The 20,936-nt window shown below is 58.5% G+C and carries 24 protein-coding genes; 6 read left to right on the forward strand and 18 right to left on the reverse strand.

Features of this window, described 5'->3' with window-relative positions:
- Window positions 1-33: 33 nt before the first annotated feature.
- From rplS to ffh, 5 genes are all read right to left on the reverse strand, one after another.
- Window positions 34-381 carry a 50S ribosomal protein L19 gene (rplS, locus tag ACW5W8_RS01520; RefSeq protein WP_005313505.1) on the reverse strand — a complete coding sequence of 116 codons (348 nt, stop codon included), beginning with the start codon at window positions 379-381 and terminating at the stop codon, window positions 34-36.
- A gap of 32 nt (window positions 382-413) precedes the next feature.
- The gene (trmD, locus tag ACW5W8_RS01525; RefSeq protein ID WP_005340400.1) at window positions 414-1,163 is read right to left on the reverse strand and encodes a tRNA (guanosine(37)-N1)-methyltransferase TrmD; all 750 of its coding nucleotides are present in this window, start codon (window positions 1,161-1,163) and stop codon (window positions 414-416) included.
- Between the two features lie 34 nt (window positions 1,164-1,197).
- A complete protein-coding gene (gene rimM, locus ACW5W8_RS01530) occupies window positions 1,198-1,719 on the reverse strand; it encodes a ribosome maturation factor RimM (protein ID WP_498626101.1) in 522 nt (173 codons plus the stop codon).
- 24 nt (window positions 1,720-1,743) lie between these two features.
- Window positions 1,744-1,992, reverse strand: a complete 249-nt coding sequence (gene rpsP, locus ACW5W8_RS01535; RefSeq protein ID WP_005340392.1) for a 30S ribosomal protein S16 — start codon at window positions 1,990-1,992, stop codon at window positions 1,744-1,746.
- Window positions 1,993-2,169: 177 nt separating this feature from the next.
- Window positions 2,170-3,546 carry a signal recognition particle protein gene (gene ffh / locus ACW5W8_RS01540; protein ID WP_005340391.1) on the reverse strand — a complete coding sequence of 459 codons (1,377 nt, stop codon included), beginning with the start codon at window positions 3,544-3,546 and terminating at the stop codon, window positions 2,170-2,172.
- 202 nt (window positions 3,547-3,748) lie between these two features.
- Here ffh and ACW5W8_RS01545 point away from each other — a divergent pair, with 202 nt between their 5' ends.
- Entirely contained in the window at window positions 3,749-4,537 is a 789-nt protein-coding gene (locus tag ACW5W8_RS01545; RefSeq protein ID WP_498626103.1) for a cytochrome C assembly family protein, read from the forward strand.
- Window positions 4,538-4,579: 42 nt separating this feature from the next.
- Window positions 4,580-5,860 (forward strand): HlyC/CorC family transporter, encoded by a 1,281-nt coding sequence (locus ACW5W8_RS01550; protein ID WP_429122275.1) that lies wholly within the window; start codon window positions 4,580-4,582, stop codon window positions 5,858-5,860.
- 40 nt (window positions 5,861-5,900) lie between these two features.
- Here ACW5W8_RS01550 and ACW5W8_RS01555 read toward each other — a convergent pair whose 3' ends face one another.
- Window positions 5,901-6,371, reverse strand: a complete 471-nt coding sequence (locus ACW5W8_RS01555; protein WP_498626104.1) for an Rrf2 family transcriptional regulator — start codon at window positions 6,369-6,371, stop codon at window positions 5,901-5,903.
- A gap of 112 nt (window positions 6,372-6,483) precedes the next feature.
- Between ACW5W8_RS01555 and hmpA the strand changes: the two genes are divergently transcribed.
- Window positions 6,484-7,677, forward strand: a complete 1,194-nt coding sequence (gene hmpA / locus ACW5W8_RS01560) for an NO-inducible flavohemoprotein (protein ID WP_498626105.1) — start codon at window positions 6,484-6,486, stop codon at window positions 7,675-7,677.
- Window positions 7,678-7,776: 99 nt separating this feature from the next.
- Here hmpA and ACW5W8_RS01565 read toward each other — a convergent pair whose 3' ends face one another.
- From ACW5W8_RS01565 to ACW5W8_RS01590, 6 genes are all read right to left on the reverse strand, one after another.
- A complete protein-coding gene (locus tag ACW5W8_RS01565) occupies window positions 7,777-8,361 on the reverse strand; it encodes a tetratricopeptide repeat protein (protein WP_498626115.1) in 585 nt (194 codons plus the stop codon).
- Window positions 8,362-8,756: 395 nt separating this feature from the next.
- Window positions 8,757-9,692 carry a malate dehydrogenase gene (gene mdh, locus ACW5W8_RS01570; protein ID WP_005357980.1) on the reverse strand — a complete coding sequence of 312 codons (936 nt, stop codon included), beginning with the start codon at window positions 9,690-9,692 and terminating at the stop codon, window positions 8,757-8,759.
- A gap of 220 nt (window positions 9,693-9,912) precedes the next feature.
- Complete coding sequence (artM, locus tag ACW5W8_RS01575) at window positions 9,913-10,575, reverse strand: arginine ABC transporter permease ArtM (protein ID WP_421344886.1); 663 nt, start codon at window positions 10,573-10,575, stop codon at window positions 9,913-9,915.
- Window positions 10,576-10,578: 3 nt separating this feature from the next.
- Window positions 10,579-11,229 carry an arginine ABC transporter permease ArtQ gene (gene artQ, locus ACW5W8_RS01580; RefSeq protein ID WP_111806089.1) on the reverse strand — a complete coding sequence of 217 codons (651 nt, stop codon included), beginning with the start codon at window positions 11,227-11,229 and terminating at the stop codon, window positions 10,579-10,581.
- Window positions 11,230-11,232: 3 nt separating this feature from the next.
- Window positions 11,233-11,970: a transporter substrate-binding domain-containing protein gene (locus tag ACW5W8_RS01585; protein ID WP_019445594.1), complete on the reverse strand. Its 738-nt coding sequence runs from the start codon at window positions 11,968-11,970 to the stop codon at window positions 11,233-11,235.
- A gap of 24 nt (window positions 11,971-11,994) precedes the next feature.
- Window positions 11,995-12,735: an ATP-binding cassette domain-containing protein gene (locus ACW5W8_RS01590; protein WP_498626107.1), complete on the reverse strand. Its 741-nt coding sequence runs from the start codon at window positions 12,733-12,735 to the stop codon at window positions 11,995-11,997.
- Window positions 12,736-12,936: 201 nt separating this feature from the next.
- Between ACW5W8_RS01590 and argR the strand changes: the two genes are divergently transcribed.
- Window positions 12,937-13,407, forward strand: coding sequence for a transcriptional regulator ArgR (gene argR / locus ACW5W8_RS01595; protein WP_005340378.1), 471 nt, complete (start codon window positions 12,937-12,939; stop codon window positions 13,405-13,407).
- Between the two features lie 90 nt (window positions 13,408-13,497).
- Here the strand turns inward: argR and ACW5W8_RS01600 are convergent, their stop codons facing one another.
- The 5 genes from ACW5W8_RS01600 to glnK all read right to left on the reverse strand — a co-directional run bounded on the left by ACW5W8_RS01600 (window position 13,498) and on the right by glnK (window position 18,828).
- Window positions 13,498-14,403 carry a Dyp-type peroxidase gene (locus ACW5W8_RS01600; protein WP_498626108.1) on the reverse strand — a complete coding sequence of 302 codons (906 nt, stop codon included), beginning with the start codon at window positions 14,401-14,403 and terminating at the stop codon, window positions 13,498-13,500.
- A gap of 103 nt (window positions 14,404-14,506) precedes the next feature.
- Window positions 14,507-15,541, reverse strand: a complete 1,035-nt coding sequence (locus tag ACW5W8_RS01605; protein ID WP_498626109.1) for an ABC transporter ATP-binding protein — start codon at window positions 15,539-15,541, stop codon at window positions 14,507-14,509.
- An 82-nt stretch (window positions 15,542-15,623) separates the two neighbouring features.
- Entirely contained in the window at window positions 15,624-17,249 is a 1,626-nt protein-coding gene (locus ACW5W8_RS01610; protein ID WP_498626110.1) for an ABC transporter permease, read from the reverse strand.
- A gap of 39 nt (window positions 17,250-17,288) precedes the next feature.
- Window positions 17,289-18,296: a Fe(3+) ABC transporter substrate-binding protein gene (locus ACW5W8_RS01615; RefSeq protein WP_498626116.1), complete on the reverse strand. Its 1,008-nt coding sequence runs from the start codon at window positions 18,294-18,296 to the stop codon at window positions 17,289-17,291.
- A gap of 193 nt (window positions 18,297-18,489) precedes the next feature.
- Complete coding sequence (gene glnK, locus ACW5W8_RS01620; protein ID WP_033114048.1) at window positions 18,490-18,828, reverse strand: P-II family nitrogen regulator; 339 nt, start codon at window positions 18,826-18,828, stop codon at window positions 18,490-18,492.
- 201 nt (window positions 18,829-19,029) lie between these two features.
- On the opposite strand from glnK, the gene arfB reads away from it, so the two are divergent.
- The gene (gene arfB / locus ACW5W8_RS01625; protein WP_021230947.1) at window positions 19,030-19,446 is read left to right on the forward strand and encodes an alternative ribosome rescue aminoacyl-tRNA hydrolase ArfB; all 417 of its coding nucleotides are present in this window, start codon (window positions 19,030-19,032) and stop codon (window positions 19,444-19,446) included.
- A 30-nt stretch (window positions 19,447-19,476) separates the two neighbouring features.
- Window positions 19,477-19,968, forward strand: a complete 492-nt coding sequence (locus ACW5W8_RS01630; protein ID WP_498626111.1) for a methylated-DNA--[protein]-cysteine S-methyltransferase — start codon at window positions 19,477-19,479, stop codon at window positions 19,966-19,968.
- 360 nt (window positions 19,969-20,328) lie between these two features.
- Here the strand turns inward: ACW5W8_RS01630 and ACW5W8_RS01635 are convergent, their stop codons facing one another.
- Window positions 20,329-20,754 (reverse strand): hypothetical protein, encoded by a 426-nt coding sequence (locus ACW5W8_RS01635; protein ID WP_005340360.1) that lies wholly within the window; start codon window positions 20,752-20,754, stop codon window positions 20,329-20,331.
- Between the last annotated feature and the right edge of the window lie 182 nt (window positions 20,755-20,936).

Here is a 20,936-nt window from a genome sequence, read left to right on the forward strand (position 1 = left end):
TTTGCCGACATACCGACACCAATTCGAATCGAATTAGTTGAGCTTCTCTTTGATACGAGCAGCTTTGCCGGACAGGTTGCGCAGGTAGTACAGTTTGGCGCGGCGAACATCACCACGACGCTTCAGTTCTACACTGTGGATCAGCGGAGAGTGAGTCTGGAATACACGCTCAACACCTTCGCCGTTGGAGATCTTGCGAACGGTGAAAGCAGAGTGCAGACCGCGGTTACGCTTGGCAATAACGATGCCTTCGAAAGCCTGCAGACGCTCTTTACCACCTTCTTTAACACGAACTTGAACACGTACAGTGTCGCCCTGGGCAAAAGCCGGGATGTCGGTACGCAGTTGCTCTTGTTCAAGCTGCTGAATAATCTTGCTCATTGTCTTTCCTTACCTAGGATAAACTGAAAACTCTACTTAACGCTGTCACGCACTTCGCGGACATACTCGGCAAGAAGTGATTCTTGCTCGTCAGTCAGAGCTAGGTTGTTAATAAGTTCCGGCCTTCTTTGCCAGGTTCGTCCGAGCGATTGCTTGAGACGCCAGCGTCGAATCACTTCGTGATTGCCGCTTGTCAGCGCCTCGGGCACCGCCAATCCATCCAACACCTCCGGCCGAGTATAGTGGGGATGATCCAGCAAGCCATCCGTGAAGGAGTCTTGCTCGGCACTGGCCTGATCGCCCAAAACCCCCGGGACCAGACGCGAAACCGCATCGATCAGGGTCATGGCAGGCAACTCGCCACCACTTAACACGTAATCCCCGATAGACCACTCTTCGTCGACTTCGGTTTGTATCACGCGTTCATCGATACCTTCGTATCGACCGGCTACCAGAATCAGTTTCTGATTCGTCGCCAACTCGGTTACGCCCGCTTGAGTCAGCTTGCGTCCCTGAGGAGAGAGATAGATGACTTTCGCCCCGTCTCCCGCTGCTTGCTTGGCTGCATGAATCGCGTCACGCAGCGGCTGAACCATCATTAACATGCCGGGCCCACCACCATAAGGACGATCATCGACCGTACGGTGTTTATCGTGGGTAAACTCCCGGGGGTTCCAGCACTCAATCTGCAGCAGGCCACTCTTGACGGCCCGACCCGTTACCCCGTGCTCGGTAATGGCTCGGAACATTTCAGGGAAGAGGCTAATAACCCCAATCCACATAAGAAACCTCCGGCACCCGTGTTAGCGCGGGAAACTAGAAACCAGGATCCCAATCAACTTCGATTGTTCGAGCAGTCAGATCAATATTCTTGATCACCTGCTCTTCCAAGAACGGAATCAACCGCTCCTTTGCACCAAAGGCATCTTTTACATTGGCCTCAACCACCAACACATCGTTGGAGCCGGTTTCCATCAATTCGGTCACCTTGCCCAGGTCGTATCCTTTGGTGGTCACCACGGAGCAACCAATCAGGTCACGCCAGTAGAACTCACCTTCGGGCAACGCAGGCAACAGATCGGCGGGTACGCCAATCTCGACATTGGTCAATGCCAGGGCATCTTCGCGCACATCGATACCATCGAGTTTGCAGATCAGACCCTTGTTGTGACGCTTCCAGGCCGAGACCTTGAGTTCACGCCACACCCCGTTCTGATTGATCAGCCAGGGGTTGTAATCGAAAATCGCTTCGGCAACATCGGTGAAGGAGTTCACTTTAAGCCAGCCCTTGATGCCATAAACGGTACCCAGGGTGCCCAGAACTACAGGTTTTTCCACCTTAACTCCTTACCGTTGGGCTGATTAAGCAGCTTTTTTAGCGTCTTTGATCAGCTTGGCAACGCGGTCAGAAACAGCGGCACCAGTAGCAACCCAATGCTCGATACGAGCCAGGTCCAGGTTCAGCTTTTCAGCTTGACCAGCAGCAACCGGGTTGAAGAAACCAACGCGCTCGATGAAGCGACCGTCACGGGCGCAACGGCTGTCAGAAACTACTACCTGGTAGAACGGACGCTTTTTCGCGCCACCACGTTGTAAACGAATGGTTACCATATCGTCCTCATTAACATCTAATGAACAAGGCCCGCAAACACGCGGACCCTAGCTTAAAATAAGCCGCGTAATTCTACTTGGATTCGTAATAATTGCAACCAAGCCAGCCATTTTTTACGCAGAGCGGCAATGAAAAGGGGCCTGCCGCTGCAGACCCCCATCAACACGCAGGCCGGATCAGAACGGGCCGCGACCGCCACCGAAACCGGGGGGCATCATGTTCTTCATCTGGCTCATCATCTTGCGCATGCCGCCTTTACCGGACATTTTCTTCATCATGCGCTGCATCTCGGTGAACTGCTTGAGCAGCTTGTTCACATCCTGCACCTGCATACCGGAACCTGCGGCGATACGGCGTTTGCGGGAACCCTTGATGAGATCGGGGTGAGCACGCTCCTTCGGCGTCATGGAGCTGATGATCGCCTCCATTCGCACGGTGAGCTTGTCATCCATCTGATCTTTCACGTTATCCGGCAGACCGGACATGCCGGGCAGCTTGTCGAGCATCCCCATCATGCCGCCCATGTTGCGCATCTGAGCCAGCTGCTCGCGGAAATCTTCCAGATCGAAGCCTTTGCCGCTCTTGACCTTGCTGGCCAGCTTGGCCGCTTTCTCTTTATCGACATTGCGCTCGACCTCTTCGATAAGAGAGAGCACATCGCCCATACCGAGGATGCGGGAGGCGAGACGATCCGGGTGGAACGGCTCCAGCGCATCGGTCTTTTCACCCATACCGATAAACTTGACCGGCTTGCCGGTGATGTGACGCACCGACAGGGCGGCACCACCGCGGGCGTCGCCGTCCGCCTTGGTGAGGATCACGCCAGTGAGCGGCAGCGCTTCGTTGAACGCCTTGGCGGTGTTGGCGGCATCCTGTCCGGTCATGGCATCCACCACGAACAGGGTCTCGACCGGCTTGATGGTGGCATGCAGATCCTGGATCTCGGCCATCATCTCGCTATCAACGTGCAGACGACCGGCAGTATCGACGATCACCACGTCATAGAATTTCTTGCGCGCCTGATCGATGGCGGCGGTGGCGATGTCAACCGGCTTCTGGCTGGCATCACTCGGGAAGAAGTCGACGCCGATGTCGCTCGCCAGGGTCTCCAGCTGCTTGATCGCCGCAGGGCGATAAACGTCGGCACTGACCACCAGCACCTTCTTCTTGCTGCGCTCTTTAAGCAGCTTGGCCAGTTTGCCAACCGTGGTGGTCTTACCGGCACCCTGCAAACCGGCCATCAGGATGATCGCTGGCGGCTGGGCAGCCAGGTTGAGCTGTTCGTTGGCCTCCCCCATCACGGTGACCAGTTCACCGTGCACAATCTTGATGAATGCCTGGCCCGGGCTCAGGGATTTGGCCACTTCCTGCCCGACTGCGCGCTCTTTGACACGCGCGACGAAATCCCGCACGACCGGCAGGGCGACATCCGCCTCGAGCAGCGCCATGCGGACTTCACGCAGGGTTTCCTTGATATTGTCTTCGGTCAGGCGACCACGGCCACTGACATTGCGCAAGGTGCGCGAGAGTCGTTCAGTCAAATTCTCAAACATGACGGATTCCGGTTCTTGGCGTAATAAATTGGGGGCATTATAACCCAGAGCGGGCGCGAGGACGATTATTCGCCGCACCGTAGCAACAGGGACCTTCTCCCTATATATGGGCAGATCGGCCGTTGCACAACTGGCGAGCACTTCTCGTGCAAGGTATACTGCCCCTCTTACCCTCAAAAGCTTGTGCAACAACGACCTGGTTATGATCGTAATCTCTGTTCTGGCCCTGGCGTTTTATCTGCTGGCCATCATCGCCTCCCTGCATCTGTTACTGAGCGCCAAGCCGGTGGGACAGCGTTCCCTGTTTGCCTGTATCGGATTGGCCCTGATCGCCCATGCCAGCGCCCTCGGTTCAGAGGTATTGCAGAGTTACGGCCAGAACCTGAGCATGCTCAACGTTGCCTCGCTGGTCAGCCTCATCATCTGTTGCTTCATGACTTGCGTGACCCGCCGCTTCAACGGCTGGATCCTGCTGCCGGTGGTCTACAGCTTCTCGGCCCTGTTGCTGGCGGCCAGCGCCTTGATCCCGGGTCGCTACATAACCCATCTGGAGGCCCATCCCCAGCTGTTGCTGCACATCGGCCTCGCCCTGATGGCCTACTCGGTATTGATGATCGCCTGTCTGTTTGCGCTGCAGCTCGCCTGTCTGGACAAACAGCTTAAATCTCGAAAAATCAGCAACCTGCCAGCCATGCCGCCACTGATGACAGTGGAAAAACGGCTGTTTCAGTTGATCTCTGCAGGGGTACTACTGCTGACCCTCTCCATCGCCTCCGGCCTCTTTTTCCTCGAAGACATGTTCGCTCAGGGCAAATCCCACAAGGCAGTGCTCTCCATCCTGGCATGGTGTGTTTACGTGTTGCTGCTGTGGGGTCATCACACCTATGGCTGGCGCGGCCGTAAAGTCATCACACTCAGTCTGATCGGCAGCTTCATCCTGACTCTTGCCTACTTTGGCAGTCGTTTCGTCAAAGAAGTGCTGTTGAGCTGACACCTATACTCTTTTAGCCATACCATCCAACAGGAGCCCTTTTTGGACAGCATCTCAACGAGTACATTACTGATTGTTCTCGTTATCTTGATCCTTCTTTCCGCCTTTTTCTCCAGTTCCGAAACCGGCCTGATGTCCATCAACCGCTACAAACTGCGGCATCTGGCACAGACCAAACACAAAGCAGCACGTCGCGTCGAGCAACTGCTCGCCCGCCCCGATCGCCTGCTGGGACTGATCCTGATCGGCAACAATCTGGTCAATATCCTCGCCTCCGCCATCGCCACCATCGTCTGTATCCGGCTGTTTGGTGATCTCGGGGTCGCCATCGCCACCTTCGGCCTGACCCTAGTGGTACTGGTATTCGGTGAAGTGACCCCCAAGACCCTGGCCGCCATGTTTCCGGAGAAGATCGCCTATCCCGCCTCCTGGATCCTCAAGGGGCTGATGGTGCCGCTCTCACCGCTGGTCTGGCTGATCAACGGCATCACCAGCGGCCTGCTCAAGATGCTGAAGATCAATCCCAACAAGGATGACTCCCTCAACACCGAGGAGCTGCGCACCATAGTCAATGAGGCGGGTAACCTGATCCCCCAACGTCATCAGGAGATGCTGCTGAGCATTCTGGATCTCGACAAGATGCTGGTCGAGGACATCATGGTGCCACGCAGCGATATCTACGCCATCGACATCAACGATGACTGGAAGAGCATCCAGCGCCAGCTGGCCCACTGCGCTCACACCAAGATCCTCCTCTATCGCGATAATATCGACGACGTTGTCGGCTTTTTGCATGCGCGCGATGCCCTGAGGCTGGTAGCAAGGGACCAGTTCAACAAATCGAGCCTGTTGCGGGAAGTGGACGAGATCTACTTCATTCCGGAAGGAACGCCGCTCAACGTGCAGCTGGCCAAATTCCAGCGCAACAAGGAGCGGATCGGCCTGATCGTCGACGAATACGGTGATATTCAGGGGCTAATCACTCTGGACGATATTCTGGAAGAGATCGTGGGCGACTTCACCACCTCCATGACGCCAGCGCCGAGTGACGAGATCCACCCCCAGCCGGACGGCACGTTTCTGGTGGAAGGCTCGGCCAGTGTGCGCGAGCTGAACAAGGAGATGAACTGGCACCTGCCCATCGACGGCCCGCGCACCCTCAACGGTCTGATCCTCGAATATCTGGAGGAGATCCCCCAGCCCAACATCGGGATCCGGCTGGCCGGTTATCCTATCGAGATCCTCGATGTGGAGAACAACATGGTGAAAATGGCGCGGATCATGCCGGCATCGTACCGGGCGGAGTCGGATTCACAAGATTAAAAGAGGGCTGCCAGTGGCAGCCCTTTTCTATTGCTCATTTTCAGTATTCGTCTTCGCCATCCGGCTCCAGCACCAGCGTCGGGATCAACTCGCCAAACACCCGTTGCAACTCGTCGCGGTTGGCCAGCAGGTCTTGCAGCGTATAGCTGTCCATTACCGCAAGAAACGCATCCATCGCCTCTTTCAGCGCACTCTTGAGCAAACAGACAGAGACGATGTGGCAAGCGGGCGAGCCGCAGTCAATGCCGTCCAGATTGCCTTCCAGCGCCCTGATCACCTGCCCGATGTTGATGGTGGCCGGATCGCAAGCCATACGAATACCGCCATGCTTGCCCCGCTGGGATTGCAGATAGCCCAGCTTCACCAGCTGATTGACCACCTTAACCATGTGGTTGCGGGAAACGCCATACAGGGCCGATACCTTGGCAACGCTCGACAACTCCCCTTCCGGCAGGGTGGCAAGATAGAGCAGGGCTCTCAATCCGAAATCTGTATAACTGGTTAGTCTCATAAAACCTGATTAGCGCAATGCGAAAAGTGGAGTATTGATTCAAATCAAATAAACATCTAGGATGCCACTTATTAAATGGCATTTTAGATGTTCAATTAACAACGAGGCCCCTATGCTAGATCAAACCACCATTGCCGTCATCAAAAGCACTATTCCGCTGCTCGAATCGGCAGGCCCTGCCCTCACCCAGCACTTCTACCAACGGATGTTCAGCCATAACCCGGAGCTGAAAGATATCTTCAACCTGGCCCACCAACGCAGTGGCGGCCAGCCGCTGGCCCTGTTCAATGCAGTCGCCGCGTATGCTAAGAATATCGACAATCTGGGAGCGCTCGCCGGTGCGGTCGAGCGGATTGCGCACAAACATACCGGATTCCTGATCCAGCCGGAACAATATCACATTGTAGGTAGTCATCTCTTGGCCACGCTCAAAGAATTGGGCGGAAGTGCGGTCACCGACGAGGTGCTGGAGGCTTGGGGCAAGGCGTATGGCGTGCTGGCCGACATCTTCATCGGCCGCGAGCGGGAGATCTATCAGGAAAAGGCCAATCAGGATGGCGGCTGGCAAGGTACCCGCACCTTCATCATCAAGGAGAAGCGGGCCGAGAGCGCCCTCATCACCTCCTTCCTGCTGGCTCCGGAAGATGGAAAGCCGGTGTTGGCCTTCAAACCGGGCCAATACCTCAGCATCAAGCTGGTTCACACCGAACTGGAATATCAGGAGATCCGCCAGTACTCCCTCTCCGATGCCCCCAACGGGCAGGATTACCGCATCAGCGTCAAACGCGAGCCACAGGGTCAGGTCTCCAATCTGCTGCACGATCACCTGCAGGCGGGTGACAAGATCGAGGTGATGCCCCCCACCGGTGATTTCTACCTGAAAGCCGACAGCCATACCCCGGTGGTACTGCTATCCGCCGGTGTCGGCGTGACGCCGATGATGAGCATGCTCAACCAGCTGTTAGCGAGCGGCCATCAGGCTGATATCACCTGGTTGCACGCCTGCGAACAGGGCGCTGTACACGCCTTCCGGGAGGATATTCAGCAAAAATCCCGCCAGCACCCCAACTTGCTGAGCCGGACCTGGTATCGGGAGCCGGAGGCCTGTGACGTACAAGGTCAAGATTACGATCTGGCCGGCACCATGGATCTGACTGCAGTGAAGGAGCGCATCACGCCAGAGGCCCACTACTACTTCTGTGGCCCTGTCGGCTTCATGCAGGAGATCAAACGGCAGCTGCTGGCGGCTGGGGTGCCAGCCGGGCAGCTCCATTACGAAGTTTTTGGCCCCCACCAAGATCTCTAAGGCGCAGGCAGCCATATAACAGAGTGAGGTTCCGGCCTGTCATGGCACGGCGGCTGGAACCGGACCCACAGGTGCAGATCTGTGGGTCATTTTTTTGGATCAGTGCATCGCCTTGGCGCGGGCCACCACGTTGGCCGGCATCCGGTTGCCAAGACGGTTGAGCAGACTCGCCGCCTTCTGGTGTAGCGCCTTGTCACCGATGACGGAGCCATGGAGCCAGCGATAGGCGTCCTCATAATCGAGCGGACTGCCCATCCCCTGCAACAGCATCTCGACCCACTCGATGCGGGCCCGCAGAAAACCGAGGCTGGCCGCCTCGCGCATCAGGGTCTCGGCTCGCACCAGATCCTTCTGCACCAGGGTTCCTTTCCAGTAGTAGCGACCCAGCTGCTCCAGCGCCGGCGCCAACCCCTGATTGGCCGCCTCCCACATATATTGCACCCCGATCTTGGCATTGGGTTTGGTACAGACACCCCACGCCAACATATCCCCCCAGAGGAATTGATAGGCCGGGATCTTCATCACCGAGGCGCGCGCTTCGATATCCTGAGTCAACTGACAGCGATCCTGCTTCACCTGAGTGAGGTGGCGCCCCTGCTCAATCCAGTTGAGCAGCTCGTCCTGACGATAGAGCGGCACCGCCTGCAACTCGCCAGCGGCCAGAGGTGCGGGAGGCGCCACCACAGCGGCAGGCTCAGCCGGTTTTGGCAGCGGCGCGGCCCCCTCACCACTGCTGGCAACGGGCGTGACCGGCTCAGCCGGAAGCAAGACGGGGACGGCCTCAGAGGGCGCAGGCGTAGCAGCAGAGACAGGGGCCGTTGCCACCGCAGCACTACTTGCGGTCGGTGTCGATGCACTTGCTGCAGGTGCATCGCTTGATACGGCAGCCGATACCGCCTCGGCACCATAGAGGGGCGCGGTGAATGCACCGACAAGAACGAGAAGGGTAAGGGGTTTCATCATAAGGATCTCCTGCTGCACTCTGTTATCGGCACCAAGCCCCATCCCCTTAGCCTGCCGGGCGGATCTCATCAATACAAAAGGGAGCCGAAGCTCCCTTGTTGGCACGGTTGACTCGCTTACTTGACGAAATCGACACCCAGCTGGATATCGGCTTTCAGGGTAGCCAGCATGCCTTCCATCGCTTCCTGCTCGAACGCGCTCAGCTTGCCGTAATCCAGTACGGTTTCGACGCCGTTCTTGCCCAGCAGTACCGGCTGCGCGAAGAAGGTGGCGTGCTCGCCGTTGCCTTCCACGTAGGCGCACTCGATGACGTTGGCTTCGCCCTGCAGACCCTTGATGAGGGAGAGACCAAAACGGCAAGCCGCCTGACCCATGGAGAGGGTAGCGGAACCGCCACCGGCCTTGGCTTCTACCACTTCGGTACCGGCATTCTGGATGCGCTTGGTCATGGCAGCCACTTCTTCAGCGGTGAAGGAGGCGCCTTCAATCTGGGAGAGCAGCGGCAGGATGGTGACGCCACTGTGGCCACCGATCACGTTGACGCGAACCTTGTCCACGTTCAGCCCTTTGGCGGCGGCCACGAAGGTCTCGGCGCGGATCACGTCCAGAGTGGTGACACCGAACAGGCGACGCTTGTCATAGACACCGGCTTTCTTCAGCACTTCGGCGGCGATAGCCACAGTAGTGTTGACCGGGTTGGTGATGATGCCGATCAGTGCTTTCGGGCAAGTGGCCGCGCACTTCTCGACCAGATTCTTGACGATACCGGCGTTGATATTGAACAGGTCGGAGCGATCCATCCCCGGCTTGCGTGCCACACCGGCGGAGATCAGCACCACATCGGCCCCAACCAGCGCAGGAGTCGGGTCTTCACCACAGAAGCCCTTGATGGCGACGTCGGTAGGAATATGACTGAGGTCAACGGCCACACCCGGAGTAACCGGGGCGATGTCATACAGGCTCAGCTCGGAGCCAGCCGGCAGACGGTTTTTCAACAGCAGAGCGAGGGCTTGACCGATGCCACCAGCGGCACCCAGAACGGCAACTTTCATGATCAACTCCATGTTTAAGCGTAGGTTTAAGGTTGTTTGTTGTTGTGCGCCCAACCTTAATGGATCCCCCCATAAAAAACAATCTGATAACAGTTGCAGTCACGGGTTCTGTGAGCCACGAAACATGCGGGAGCAAAAATTGGAGGGAAATACAGAAAGTTGGAGGAGAAGCACAGTTTTTCTGCACTTCTCCTTACCATAAAGAGGTAGATCGAAGGTCTCAGGATTGGAATGCCAGCGCCCGTTTTTCACACCAGCGAAAACCAATTGTTAACAATCCGTTCATCGCCAGATAAAGCCCGCCAGCCACCCCGAACACCGCCAAGGTATCGTAGGTCTGGGCGTTCAACCCCTGCGCCAGCCCCATAATGTCCATGATGGTGATGGTACTGGCGAGGGAACTCCCCTTGAGCACCAGGATCACCTCGTTGGAGTAGGCAGGCACCAGATGACGGGCGGCGTGGCGCACCTTCATCCACAAGGTCTGGCGGCCATTGAAACCAAGCGCACGACACGCCTCCACCTCACCAGCCGGGATGGCATCGAGCGCCCCCTTGAACAACCGGGTGGAGTAGGCCGCCGTGTTGAGACCCAGCGCCAGCACGGCGCAGAACCAGGGCTGCTTGAGCAGCGGCCAGAGCGGGCTGGCTTTCAGCCACTCGAACTGACCCGGCCCGTAGTAGATAAGGAAGATCTGGATCAACAGCGGCGTACCGGTAAAGAGCAGCACCCACAGCTGCACCAACTGGGTCGCTACCGGCAGGCGCAGCTCCAGCACCCAGGTCATCAGGGCCGCCAACACAATCCCCAGCAGCAGGCTGAACAGGGTCAGCTCCAGCGTGGTGACCAGACCGCCCAGCAACGTAACGAGATACTCGTGCATCAGTTAGCCTCCGTAGCGGCGGGTGTAGCGGGCAGCCAGCCCGAGGCCATATTCACTCACCAGACTGATGGCGAGATAGATGAGGGCCGCGGCGGCATACCAGGTGAACGGCTCATAGGTACTGGCCGAGGCCATCTGCGCCTGACGCATCATCTCGTTCACCCCGATAAGCGACACCAGCGCGGTGTCTTTCAGCAATACCAGCCACTGGTTGCCAAGGCCAGGCAGGGCGTGCCGCCACGCCTGCGGCAGCACGATACGAAAGAAGATGTGGCCCTTGCCAAGACCCAGCGCCATCGCCGCCAACCGTTGCCCGGCAGGCACCGCATTGAGCGCCGCTCGCAGGGTCTGGGTCGCATAGCTGGCAAACAGCAGGGAGAGCGCCAGCACGCCACAGGCAAACGGGCTGAACTCCACATACTCGCCAGTGATGAGGAACAGCACCTGGGTCGAGCCGAAGTAGATGAACAGCACCACCAGCAACTCGGGCAGGCCACGGATCAGCGTGGTCAGGGTGGCCACCGGCCACACCAGCGCACGCTGTTTGCTGAGCTCGGCGGCACTGAACGCCAGTGCCAACACCATGCCCCCGACCAGTGATGCCAAGGCCAGCCCGAGGGTCATCCAGGCTGCATCCAACAACAGGCTCAACATGGCTTACTGCGCGAAGTATTTGTCGAAGATTTTCTGATAGGTGCCGTTGGCCTTGATCTCGGCCAGCCCCTTGTTCAGCTGGGTAAGCAGCTCCTGATTGCCCTTGGCGACCGCGATGCCAAAGCCGGTACCGAAGTACTTGGCATCGGTCACCGGCGCACCCACCACCGCATACTCCTTGTGCTGCTTCAGCCAATCGGCAGCAACGGCGGTATCGGCAAAGACACCGTCGGTACGGCCATTCATCATGTCGAGGAAGGCGCTCTGGTAGCTGGCGTAAGGCACGGTCAGCAGGCCCTTGCTCACCCAGTTATCCACCAGATAGGACTGGTGAGAGGTACCGTTCTGCACACCGACGGTCTTGTCGACCATCTCTTCCGGCCCCTTGAAGGCCCCTTTCTTGGCGACGAATACGGCCGAGTTCTCGTAGTAGATGTCGGAGAAATCGACCTGCGCGGAACGCTCCGGCGTCACGTCCATGGCGGCGATGGCGGCATCGTAGCGACGGAATTTCAGGCTGGGGATCAGGCTGTCAAAGGCCTGGTTGTGGAAGCTGCACTCCAGCTTGGCCTGCTCGCAAATGGCACGGGCCAGATCGATGTCAAAACCCTGAAACTCGTTCTTGTCATCCAGGTATTCGAACGGCGCGTAGGTGGCCTCGGTGGCGAACTTGATCTCCTTGGCCATGACGGAGGTACTCAACAGACCCATGGCAGCAACCAACAACAGACTCTTTTTCATGACAGCTTCCTTATCGATTCAGTATCAATGCATCAAGAATTCGGCAAACCGGCTGGTTTGCGGGGATTGGAAAATGGCGGCGGTGCCGGATTCGATGATCCGCCCCTTCTCCAGATAAATCACCTGGCTGGCTACCTTGCGGGCAAAGTCAACCTCGTGGGTCACCACCACCTGGGTAATGCCGGTCTGGCTCAGGTTACGGATGATCTCGGCCACCTCCTTGGTGATCTCGGGATCGAGAGCAGCTGTCGGCTCGTCAAACAGCAGCACTTCCGGATCCATCATCAGGGTACGGGCAATGGCCACCCGCTGCTGCTGACCGCCGGAGAGACGGGCCGGCCAGGCATCGCGCTTGTCGGCCAGTTGCAGCTGGGCCAGCAGATAGGCCCCCTTCTCGATGGCGGCCTCCTTGCTCATGCCGAGCACCTTGACCGGCGCTTCAATCAGATTCTCCATCACAGTGAGATGTGGCCAGAGATTGTACTGCTGGAACACCATGCCCACCTTGCGGCGCAGCAGTTGGGACTGGCGGTTGAATTCGGCAGCAGAGAGGGCGTTTGGGAAAGAAAATTCACTTTCTCCAATCCGCAGAACACCCGTATCCGGGGTATCCAGCAGGTTCATCATCCGTAGCAGGGAACTCTTGCCAGCACCGCTCGGGCCCAGCAACACCAAGGTTTCACCGGGGGATGTCCGAAAGCTGACCTGTTGCAGAACCGGCACCTTGTGCCAGGACTTCTCGATACCTATTAATTCAATACCCATACAGCCCAATTGAATAAGTTTTCAAAATTTCATCCCGATTCTATCCCTAATAAAGGTTGATGCAAGCCATTTTTGAATCAATATGCAGAACAAGCGCCGCTTCCTTGCAAAAAACGGCATATGAATGCAAAATGGCACCGCTGTTCGTATCTGCCGCCTGTATCGCGCAGGCCGCCACACCTCCTCATTCGTGAGACCAAGATGAAACACAACGACAAGCAAGAAAAACTGGCCAAGGCCTTTAAAGCCTTGCTGAAAGAAGAGCGCTTTGGCTCCCAGGCAGAAATCGTCACCGCCCTGCAAGAGCTTGGCTTCGAGAACATCAACCAGTCCAAGGTATCGCGCATGCTGAGCCGCTTCGGCGCCGTTCGCACTCGCAATGCCAAGATGGAGATGGTCTACTGCCTGCCGGTGGAACTGGGCGTGCCCACCACCTCCAGCCCGCTCAAAAATCTGGTGCTGGACGTCGATCACAACGGCGCACTGGTGGTGATCCACACCAGCCCGGGCGCAGCCCAGCTGATCGCCCGCCTGCTCGACTCCCTTGGCAAGGCAGAGGGGATCCTCGGCACCATCGCCGGTGACGACACCATCTTCATCACCCCGACCAGCGATACCGATATCGAAGAGCTCTACCTCTCCGCCCTCGAGCTGTTCGAACAGACCCCGTAATGGCCGCCACCGCGTCATAGCAGTCAAGCCAGAACGAAAAATCCCGGCCAAGGCCGGGATTTTTGTTTTCTGAGTCTTCGTCAGGCGGGCTTATTTGCCCTGCGCCATCAGAAAACCTTCCGATGGGGCGAAGAAAGCGGCACCGGTCACTGCTTTGGTAAAGCGCAGCAGGTGGTCGAAGTGGCTGCCCTCCCCCTTGTACATGCTGGCCAGCATGGCGTTGAAGTGCTGCGGCGTGCGGCAGCAGGAGATGAAGTAGAGCCCCTGCTCGGTCATGGTGCCCCAGGGCATGCTCTGGCGCAGGATCTCCATCGACTCGCCCTTCGGGGTCTTGAGGTTGACCCGCTTGATGTGGGCGGTCAGCGGCTTGGCGGCAGACTCATACTCGATGTTGTCGGGCTTGGTGCGACCGATAATGTCTTCCTGCTCTTTTTGCGCCAGCTTCTCCCAGTCGCTCATGGCGTGCACCCAGCGCTGGACGTGAATGTAGGAGCCACCGGCAAACTCGCCATCGGCCAGCAGCGCCACTTCGGCACGGTGCTCATCCTGCGGGTTCTCGGTACCGTCGACGAAACCGGTCAGGTCGCGGCAATCCAGATTGCGGAAACCGCGCACCTCTTCGGCCAGCGCGACCAGTCCGGCCAGCAGCGCCATCACGCGATGACCGGCGTGGTGCAGCACGTCCACCCGATCGGCACGCAGCTGAATAAAGAGATCAAACGGAGTGTTGGGGGCTTCCTGACCGTTGGCGGATTGCGCCATAAAGCTGCGGAACTGGGGCGGACGGGCGGCAGGGTAGAGACCATCCCAGGCATCGGCGCCAACGGCAACCAGACCGCTGAAACCGGCATCAGGGAAATCGGCGGCGACCGCCTGCCACAAGGCGGGCAGTTTGGCCAGACGGCCGACCAGTTCGGCGGCATCGCCGGTGCGATTGAACATCAGATAGAGGGCGTGCAGATTCGACTCTGCGCAGATCCCGGCTTGGGCTTTCATATATCTCTCCCCTGAGTAGGCGTTAGCGTTACGGGCTATTTGCGTTGCGCGATTATAAACCAGAGTGGATCCAGTTCTTTGATTTCACGACGATATCACGCGTTCAGGGCAAAGGGTCAAACAACACCAGCCCATGGGGGGCAACCTTGATCCGTGCCCGCATCCCATCAAGGGGCTCGCCAATGCTCGCCTCCAGCTGCAGCTCGCCACACTCGAACAGCACCCGACAATGGTGGCCGAGGAACTGCTGCTCCACCACCTTGAGCTCCCCATCTGCGGCGCTCTCCAGCAGCAGTTGCTGGGGTCTGAGCATCAGTTGCAACTGCTCGCCCAGCGCCCGGCCATGAGGCTCGCTGCCACAGATGACACCGAGCGCCGTCTGCACACAGTGGCTGTCCACCACCTCGGCAGCCAGATAGTTGACCCCGCCGAGAAACTCCGCCACGAAGCGATTTTGCGGGCGGCGATAGAGCTGCTCCGGCTGGCCCACCTGCTCGATGTGGCCAGCGCGAAACAGCGCCAGCCGATCGGCGAAGGCGAACGCCTCCTCCTTGCTGTGGCTGACGAAGATGGCGCCGATCCCCTGCTGCTTGAGCAGGGCGCGGATCTCGAGGATCAGCTTCATCCGCACCTGGGTATCGATGTTGGAGAAGGGCTCATCCAGCAGCATCAGCCGCGGCTTGCACACCAGCGCCCGGGCGATGGCTACCCGCTGCTGCTGACCACCGGAGAGCTGGTGCGGATAGCGATCCCCCAGCCCCTGCAGATTGACTAGCGCCAGCGCCTCGTCCACCTGCTGCTGGCGGGCCCGGCGCTCGAGTTTGGTCAGACCGAAGCCGACGTTGTCAGCCACCGTCAGGTGGGGGAAGAGGGCGTAATCCTGAAAGATCATGCCGATATTGCGCGCCTCGGGGGGCACGCTGGCACCCGGCCCGTCGAGCAGGGTATCGCCGAGGCGAGTCGAGCCCTCAGCCAACGGCAGCAGCCCGGCGATCGCCTTGAGCAGCGTGGTTTTGCCGCAGCCACTGGCCCCCAGCAGGCAGACAATCTCGTTGTCTGCCACCGTCAGGGAGAGCTGCTCCAGCACATTGCGGCCGTTGTAACGGCAGCTGACATTTTCAACCTGCAAACAGGACAAGGCTGACTTCCTCTCGTTTCTGGCGGCGCGTGGCCTTTTGGTTCAGCGCACCGCATGCAATTTCATTGGCCGACGTGGCGACTCAGTGGCCCGGACTGTCCAGACTGCGGTTGACCCAGATCAGCGGCAACAACCCCACCAGCACGATAACGATGGCCCCCAGCGCGCCACGCTCCAGCATCTCGTCCGAGACGAACTGGTAGACGTGGGTCGCCAGGGTATCGAAGTTGAACGGCCGCAGCAGCAGGGCGGCGGGCAGCTCCTTCATGGATTCGATGAATACCAGCATGGCACCGGCAAACAGACCTCGGCGCACCAGCGGCAGATGGACCCGCCGCAGCATGCCGCCATCCCCCTGCCCCAGGGAGCGGGCTGCCATGTCGAGACTGGGGGAGATCTTGCCCATGCTGCTCTCCACCGAGCCGATGGCAATGGCCACGAAGCGCACCAGATAACCGAACACGATGGCGGTGATGGTACCGGTCAGCAGCAAGCCCGGGCCTTGACGACCGAGCCACTCGGCCAGATCGTTGATGGCAAAGTCGAGGGCGGTGAGCGGCACCAACACCCCGATCGCGAGCACGGTACCCGGCATGGCGTAACCCATGGCGGCGATACGAAGGGGCAACAGACTCTTTATCCCGCCATCGAGGCGGCGGAAGAAGCCAAGCAGCAGGGCGATGCCCATCGCCAGCAGTGCGGTCAACGCCGAGATAGCCAAGCTGTTGCCGGCAAAGCGGACAAACTCCGGCGTCCACGACAACTCGAAGTAGCGCACCCCGTAATCGAGCAGGATGACAAACGGCAGGCCGAAACCGGCCAGCACCAGCCCCCAGCACCAGAGACCGGCCAACCAACGGCCAATCCCCTTGAACGGATAGCGCAGCGGCTGCTCATGGCCCATCGACTTCTGGAACACCTGCTGCCGACTGCGCGAGCGGCGCTCCAGCGCGATCAGCAGCACCACAGCCAGCAGCATCAGGCAGGAGAGTTTGGCCGCGGTGGCCAGACTACCGTAGCCGAGCCAGGTGTCGTAGACCGCAGTAGTAAGAGTGTTGATGGCAAAGAAGTGGACAGTGGCAAAATCGGCCAACGTCTCCATCGCCACCAGCGACACTGCCACCATGATGGCCGGGCGCGCCAGCGGCAGACTGAGGCGGCGAAAGCTCTGCCACGGGGTACAGCCGAGCAGGCGGCTGGAGTGGATCAGGCTGACCGACTGCTCGAGAAAGGAGGCGCGGGTCAGCAGATAGACATAGGGGAACAGCACCAGCGCCAGCACCCAGGCGGCACCGCCGAGGGAGCGGATGCCCGGAAACCAGTAATCGGCCGGACTGTTCCAGTCAAAGAGGGCGCGCAACCCGGCCTGCAACGGGCCCGAGTAGTCGAGCAAGTCGGTATAGACGTAGGCGACGATATAGGAGGGCATCGCCATCGGCAGCATCAAGGCCCACTGCAAAGCGCGCCGCCCCGGCACCTGACACATGGCCACCAGCCAGGCGGTGGGCACGCCAAACAGCAGGCTGAGCAGCACCACGCCGACCACCAGCCCCAGGGTATTGCCGAGATAGTCGAGCAGCACTGTATCGGCGAGGTGGCGAAACAGCTCCCCCTCAGCCGAGAAGGCAGAGAAAAGCAGGGCTATAACCGGTAAACCCAGCAGCAGGGCGGTGGCCCAGCTGCCGGTCATCCATCCAAAATTTTTCATGAGACCACAGAGGTTGATGGGGCCGTTGGCCCCATCTGATTACAAGTCGAACTTCACTTCATCCAGCAACTGCAAGGCGTCCTTGCGGTGCTTGGCGTAATCGCTGACCGGTAGCGCGTCAGACTTGAAACTGCCCCAGGACTTGACCATGGCGGAAGGCTCGACTCCGGCCTTGACCGGATATTCGGCATTCACATCCGCATACATGTGCTGGGCGATGTCGCCAGCCAGAAACTCCATCAGCTTCTGGGCCTCGGCCTTGTTCTTGGCATACTTGGTCATGGCCACGCCGCTCACGTTGACGTGGGCACCGCGGTCAGCCTGGTTCGGGAAGTTGATATAGACCGCATCCGCCCAGGACTTCTGCGCCGGATCTTTCAACATGGCGCCCAGATAGTAGCTGTTGCCGAGCGACAGGTCACAGATACCATCCTTGATCGCCTTGACCTGATCCCGGTCGTTGCCCTGCGGCTTGCGCGCCAGGTTGGCCTTGACCCCTTCCAGCCAGCTCTTGGTCTCGGCCATGCCGTGATGGGCAATCATCGAGGAGACCAGCGCCACATTGTACTCATGCTTGCCGCTGCGGGTGCAGATTTTCCCTTTGAATTCCGGTTTGGCCAGATCTTCGTAGCTGATGGTGTCGAGCTTGCCGAGGCGTTCCTTGCTGGAGTAGATGGCGCGAACCCGGGTGGTCAGGGCGAACCAGCGGTTCTCCGGATCACGATAGCTGGCGGGGATGTTCTCCTGCAGGATCTTGCTGTCCACCGGCTGTACCAGCCCCTTGTCCACCAGATCGGTCAGACGGCTGATATCGACGGTCAGCATCAGGTCGGCCGGAGAGAGCTTGCCTTCCCGCTCCAGACGCTCGTTCAACCCCTCTTTGGCGAACACCACGTTCACCTTGATGCCCGACTCCTTCTCGAACTGCTGGATGATGGGCTTGATCAGCTCATCCTGCCGGTTGGAGTAGACATTCACTTCCCCGGCCGCCAATGCCGACTGAGCGGCCAACGCAGAGAAAGCCAGTGCCAACATCTTCATTTTCATCATCCATTCCTTGAGTTGCTAAATCGAGTGAGAACAATTGCCGTTTGCATTCTGCATATTCCGATTGCGAGATCAAGGAGGAGTGGCGGGGGAAGTTCACATATTTAAACACGGCATAAATAAACGGGCCGGATAGAATCCCATCCAGCCCCAATCGGGTTTTGCCATGGCAAGCGAGGTGACAAACCGGCGATCAGAGCGCCTCTTCGTCGTTCTCGCCGGTACGAATACGCACCGCCTGCAACAGGTCATAAACAAAGATCTTGCCGTCACCGATCTTGCCGGTATAGGCCGCCTTGCAGATCGCTTCGATCACCCCTTCCACGTTGTCATCCGTGGTGGCGATCTCCAGCTTCACCTTGGGTAAAAAGTCGACCTGATACTCGGCACCCCGGTATAATTCGGTGTGTCCCTTCTGGCGGCCAAATCCCTTGACCTCGGACACGGTCAACCCCTCCACCCCCAGGTTGGCAATGGCCTCGCGGACATCGTCCAGCTTGAACGGTTTGATAATCGCACTAATCAGCTTCATCTGGTTGCTCCCAATCCATGGTGTGTCATGAATCGGGTTTCAATTCTTATGCCAAGTATTTTTATTGTTTTATTTCATATAGATAGAGTTTAATGTCGGCGCCATTCGCCAGGCACATCCCCATAACCGGCCAGCACGCCCCATAATGAGGCACCATGCTGCAGCGGTCAGCGGGTATGCACCAAACAAGAGCAAAACAGCATGCTAGTTATCTCCAATAGCGTCACGATTCCCTGGCATGAGCTGCAATTTCAGACCATGCGGGCACAGGGCAACGGTGGACAGCACGTCAACAAGACCGACTCCGCCGTCTGGCTGCGCTTCGATTACCGCAACTCTCCCAGCCTGACGCCCCTCTACAAGGAAGGTCTCGACAAGCTGAGCGACAGCCGGGTACACGATGGCTTTATCCTGATCCGGGTCGAGAGCCATCGCAGCCAGGACATGAACCGCAAGGAGGCGATGAGCCGTCTGGTGGAGTTGCTGAAAAAAGCAGCTTGGCGCCCCAAGGCCCGCCATGCCACCAAGCCGACCCGCAGCTCCCAGCGCAAGCGGGTTGATGCCAAAAAGCGCAAGGGGGATATCAAGTCCGCCCGCGGCAAACCGGTTCTGGACTGAGCCCCCCCAGCCCCCAAAGGATGTCAGCCGATGAGATACAGTTTTTGCAACAGCACCCGCGGCCCCCTGCTGGTCGCCATCGATCAGGATAGCCTTCGCCACGTGGAGTTCATGCACGGGGAGCGGCCCGTCATGCCGCAAACTGACTGGCAACGGGATGACAAGGCGCTGGCCCCCTATCTCGCCCAGTTCGCCGCCTACTTCGCCGGGAAGTTGCAGCAGTTCGATCTGCCCATGGCCGCCCGTGGCACACCATTCCAGCAGGCAGTATGGCGCGCCCTGTGTGACATCCCCTACGGCGAAACCGTCAGCTATCTCGAGATTGCCCAGGCGATCGGCAATCCCAAAGCAGTGCGAGCGGTAGGCGCTGCCAATGGCCGCAATCCGCTGAGCATCATAGTACCCTGCCATCGGGTGATCGGACGCAGCGGCGATCTGACCGGCTATGCTGGCGGCATTCCCATCAAGCGCTGGCTACTGGAGCTGGAGCAGACAGGCACGGCATTCGAGCTGGCCCAATGAGACGATGAGCCACCGTGGAGAGGGAATGGACAATATCGTGGCCAAAATGAAAAGGCTTTCTGCCAGTGGCCACGCTTTGCTGACAAGATGAACAGAAAATGAAGAATCGCCTCAGAACTACTTCAGATTGAGCTTGGCATGATGGCTCCATACTTGAATGGCACGGCTCATTCGCTGATTCAAGTAGCACCCATGTGACGCTTCCAATCTGTCTTTTCCCCGCGCCTCCTCTGAGGCGCTTTTTTTGTGCCAACACAACAGGCTACCACCCGGGTTGAGTGGCCTGAGCGCCACAAAATCTGCACACGCCCAAAAACCAAGAGGCGAAGGATCATCCTTCGCCTCTGACGTAACAGCTGGCTACTCGCTCTGGGGCAGGAACTGCAGCTCCGGCGCCGAGGAGGTCAGCACATCGGCGCAATAATCCCAGGTCGAGATGCGATAGTGCTGCAGATCTTCATCCAGATGCAGACCGTCCGACTCCTGATGGAACCAGCTGGCAAAACGGGATGGGGTGATGAGCTGGATCTGCTCTTCGATAGCGTGACTATCCTTCCCCTCGGCCAGATCGCAATCCTCGATCACCCGCAGGGCATAGATGTGACGAAAATAAACCCGGCAGAGGATTTGCGGGGGCAGATCGATGCTGCGTGCCCGCCCCAGCATGATGGTCAGAGAGTCGCTCCAGAGATCCTGATGCAGCTCGGCCACAACCAGACCGGGCGGTAGCTGGCGGGACGGAGCCCAAGGGACGGCAACCTGCCGAATGGCATTTTTCTGTTCCATATAAACCTCGCGACGACTCACTCCCTGTCTTGAGTCTATCTGAACCACATAGTCCCCGCGAAGGCAATCGATGGACAATAAAAACGGCAATAAAAAAGGCTATGTCCCAATTACGTGTTGCATGGGGTGCCCCAGCGCCTCATGCAAACATGCTTTGATATTCACGCCCCTCCCGTAACGCT

The sequence above is a fragment of the Aeromonas aquatilis genome, from assembly GCF_054052405.1.

Coding starts and splice junctions, on each gene's coding strand:
- ACW5W8_RS01615 (WP_498626116.1), bottom strand. CDS start 18,296: ATGAAAATGAAGATGTTGGCACTGGCTTTCTCTGCGTTGGCCGCTCAG.
- ffh (WP_005340391.1), bottom strand. CDS start 3,546: ATGTTTGAGAATTTGACTGAACGACTCTCGCGCACCTTGCGCAATGTC.
- ACW5W8_RS01635 (WP_005340360.1), bottom strand. CDS start 20,754: ATGGAACAGAAAAATGCCATTCGGCAGGTTGCCGTCCCTTGGGCTCCG.
- argR (WP_005340378.1), top strand. CDS start 12,937: ATGAAACACAACGACAAGCAAGAAAAACTGGCCAAGGCCTTTAAAGCC.
- ACW5W8_RS01600 (WP_498626108.1), bottom strand. CDS start 14,403: ATGAAAGCCCAAGCCGGGATCTGCGCAGAGTCGAATCTGCACGCCCTC.
- ACW5W8_RS01630 (WP_498626111.1), top strand. CDS start 19,477: ATGAGATACAGTTTTTGCAACAGCACCCGCGGCCCCCTGCTGGTCGCC.
- rpsP (WP_005340392.1), bottom strand. CDS start 1,992: ATGGTAACCATTCGTTTACAACGTGGTGGCGCGAAAAAGCGTCCGTTC.
- rplS (WP_005313505.1), bottom strand. CDS start 381: ATGAGCAAGATTATTCAGCAGCTTGAACAAGAGCAACTGCGTACCGAC.
- hmpA (WP_498626105.1), top strand. CDS start 6,484: ATGCTAGATCAAACCACCATTGCCGTCATCAAAAGCACTATTCCGCTG.
- artQ (WP_111806089.1), bottom strand. CDS start 11,229: ATGTTGAGCCTGTTGTTGGATGCAGCCTGGATGACCCTCGGGCTGGCC.
- ACW5W8_RS01555 (WP_498626104.1), bottom strand. CDS start 6,371: ATGAGACTAACCAGTTATACAGATTTCGGATTGAGAGCCCTGCTCTAT.
- ACW5W8_RS01610 (WP_498626110.1), bottom strand. CDS start 17,249: ATGAAAAATTTTGGATGGATGACCGGCAGCTGGGCCACCGCCCTGCTG.
- ACW5W8_RS01585 (WP_019445594.1), bottom strand. CDS start 11,970: ATGAAAAAGAGTCTGTTGTTGGTTGCTGCCATGGGTCTGTTGAGTACC.
- artM (WP_421344886.1), bottom strand. CDS start 10,575: ATGCACGAGTATCTCGTTACGTTGCTGGGCGGTCTGGTCACCACGCTG.
- ACW5W8_RS01545 (WP_498626103.1), top strand. CDS start 3,749: ATGATCGTAATCTCTGTTCTGGCCCTGGCGTTTTATCTGCTGGCCATC.
- glnK (WP_033114048.1), bottom strand. CDS start 18,828: ATGAAGCTGATTAGTGCGATTATCAAACCGTTCAAGCTGGACGATGTC.
- trmD (WP_005340400.1), bottom strand. CDS start 1,163: ATGTGGATTGGGGTTATTAGCCTCTTCCCTGAAATGTTCCGAGCCATT.
- mdh (WP_005357980.1), bottom strand. CDS start 9,692: ATGAAAGTTGCCGTTCTGGGTGCCGCTGGTGGCATCGGTCAAGCCCTC.
- arfB (WP_021230947.1), top strand. CDS start 19,030: ATGCTAGTTATCTCCAATAGCGTCACGATTCCCTGGCATGAGCTGCAA.
- ACW5W8_RS01590 (WP_498626107.1), bottom strand. CDS start 12,735: ATGGGTATTGAATTAATAGGTATCGAGAAGTCCTGGCACAAGGTGCCG.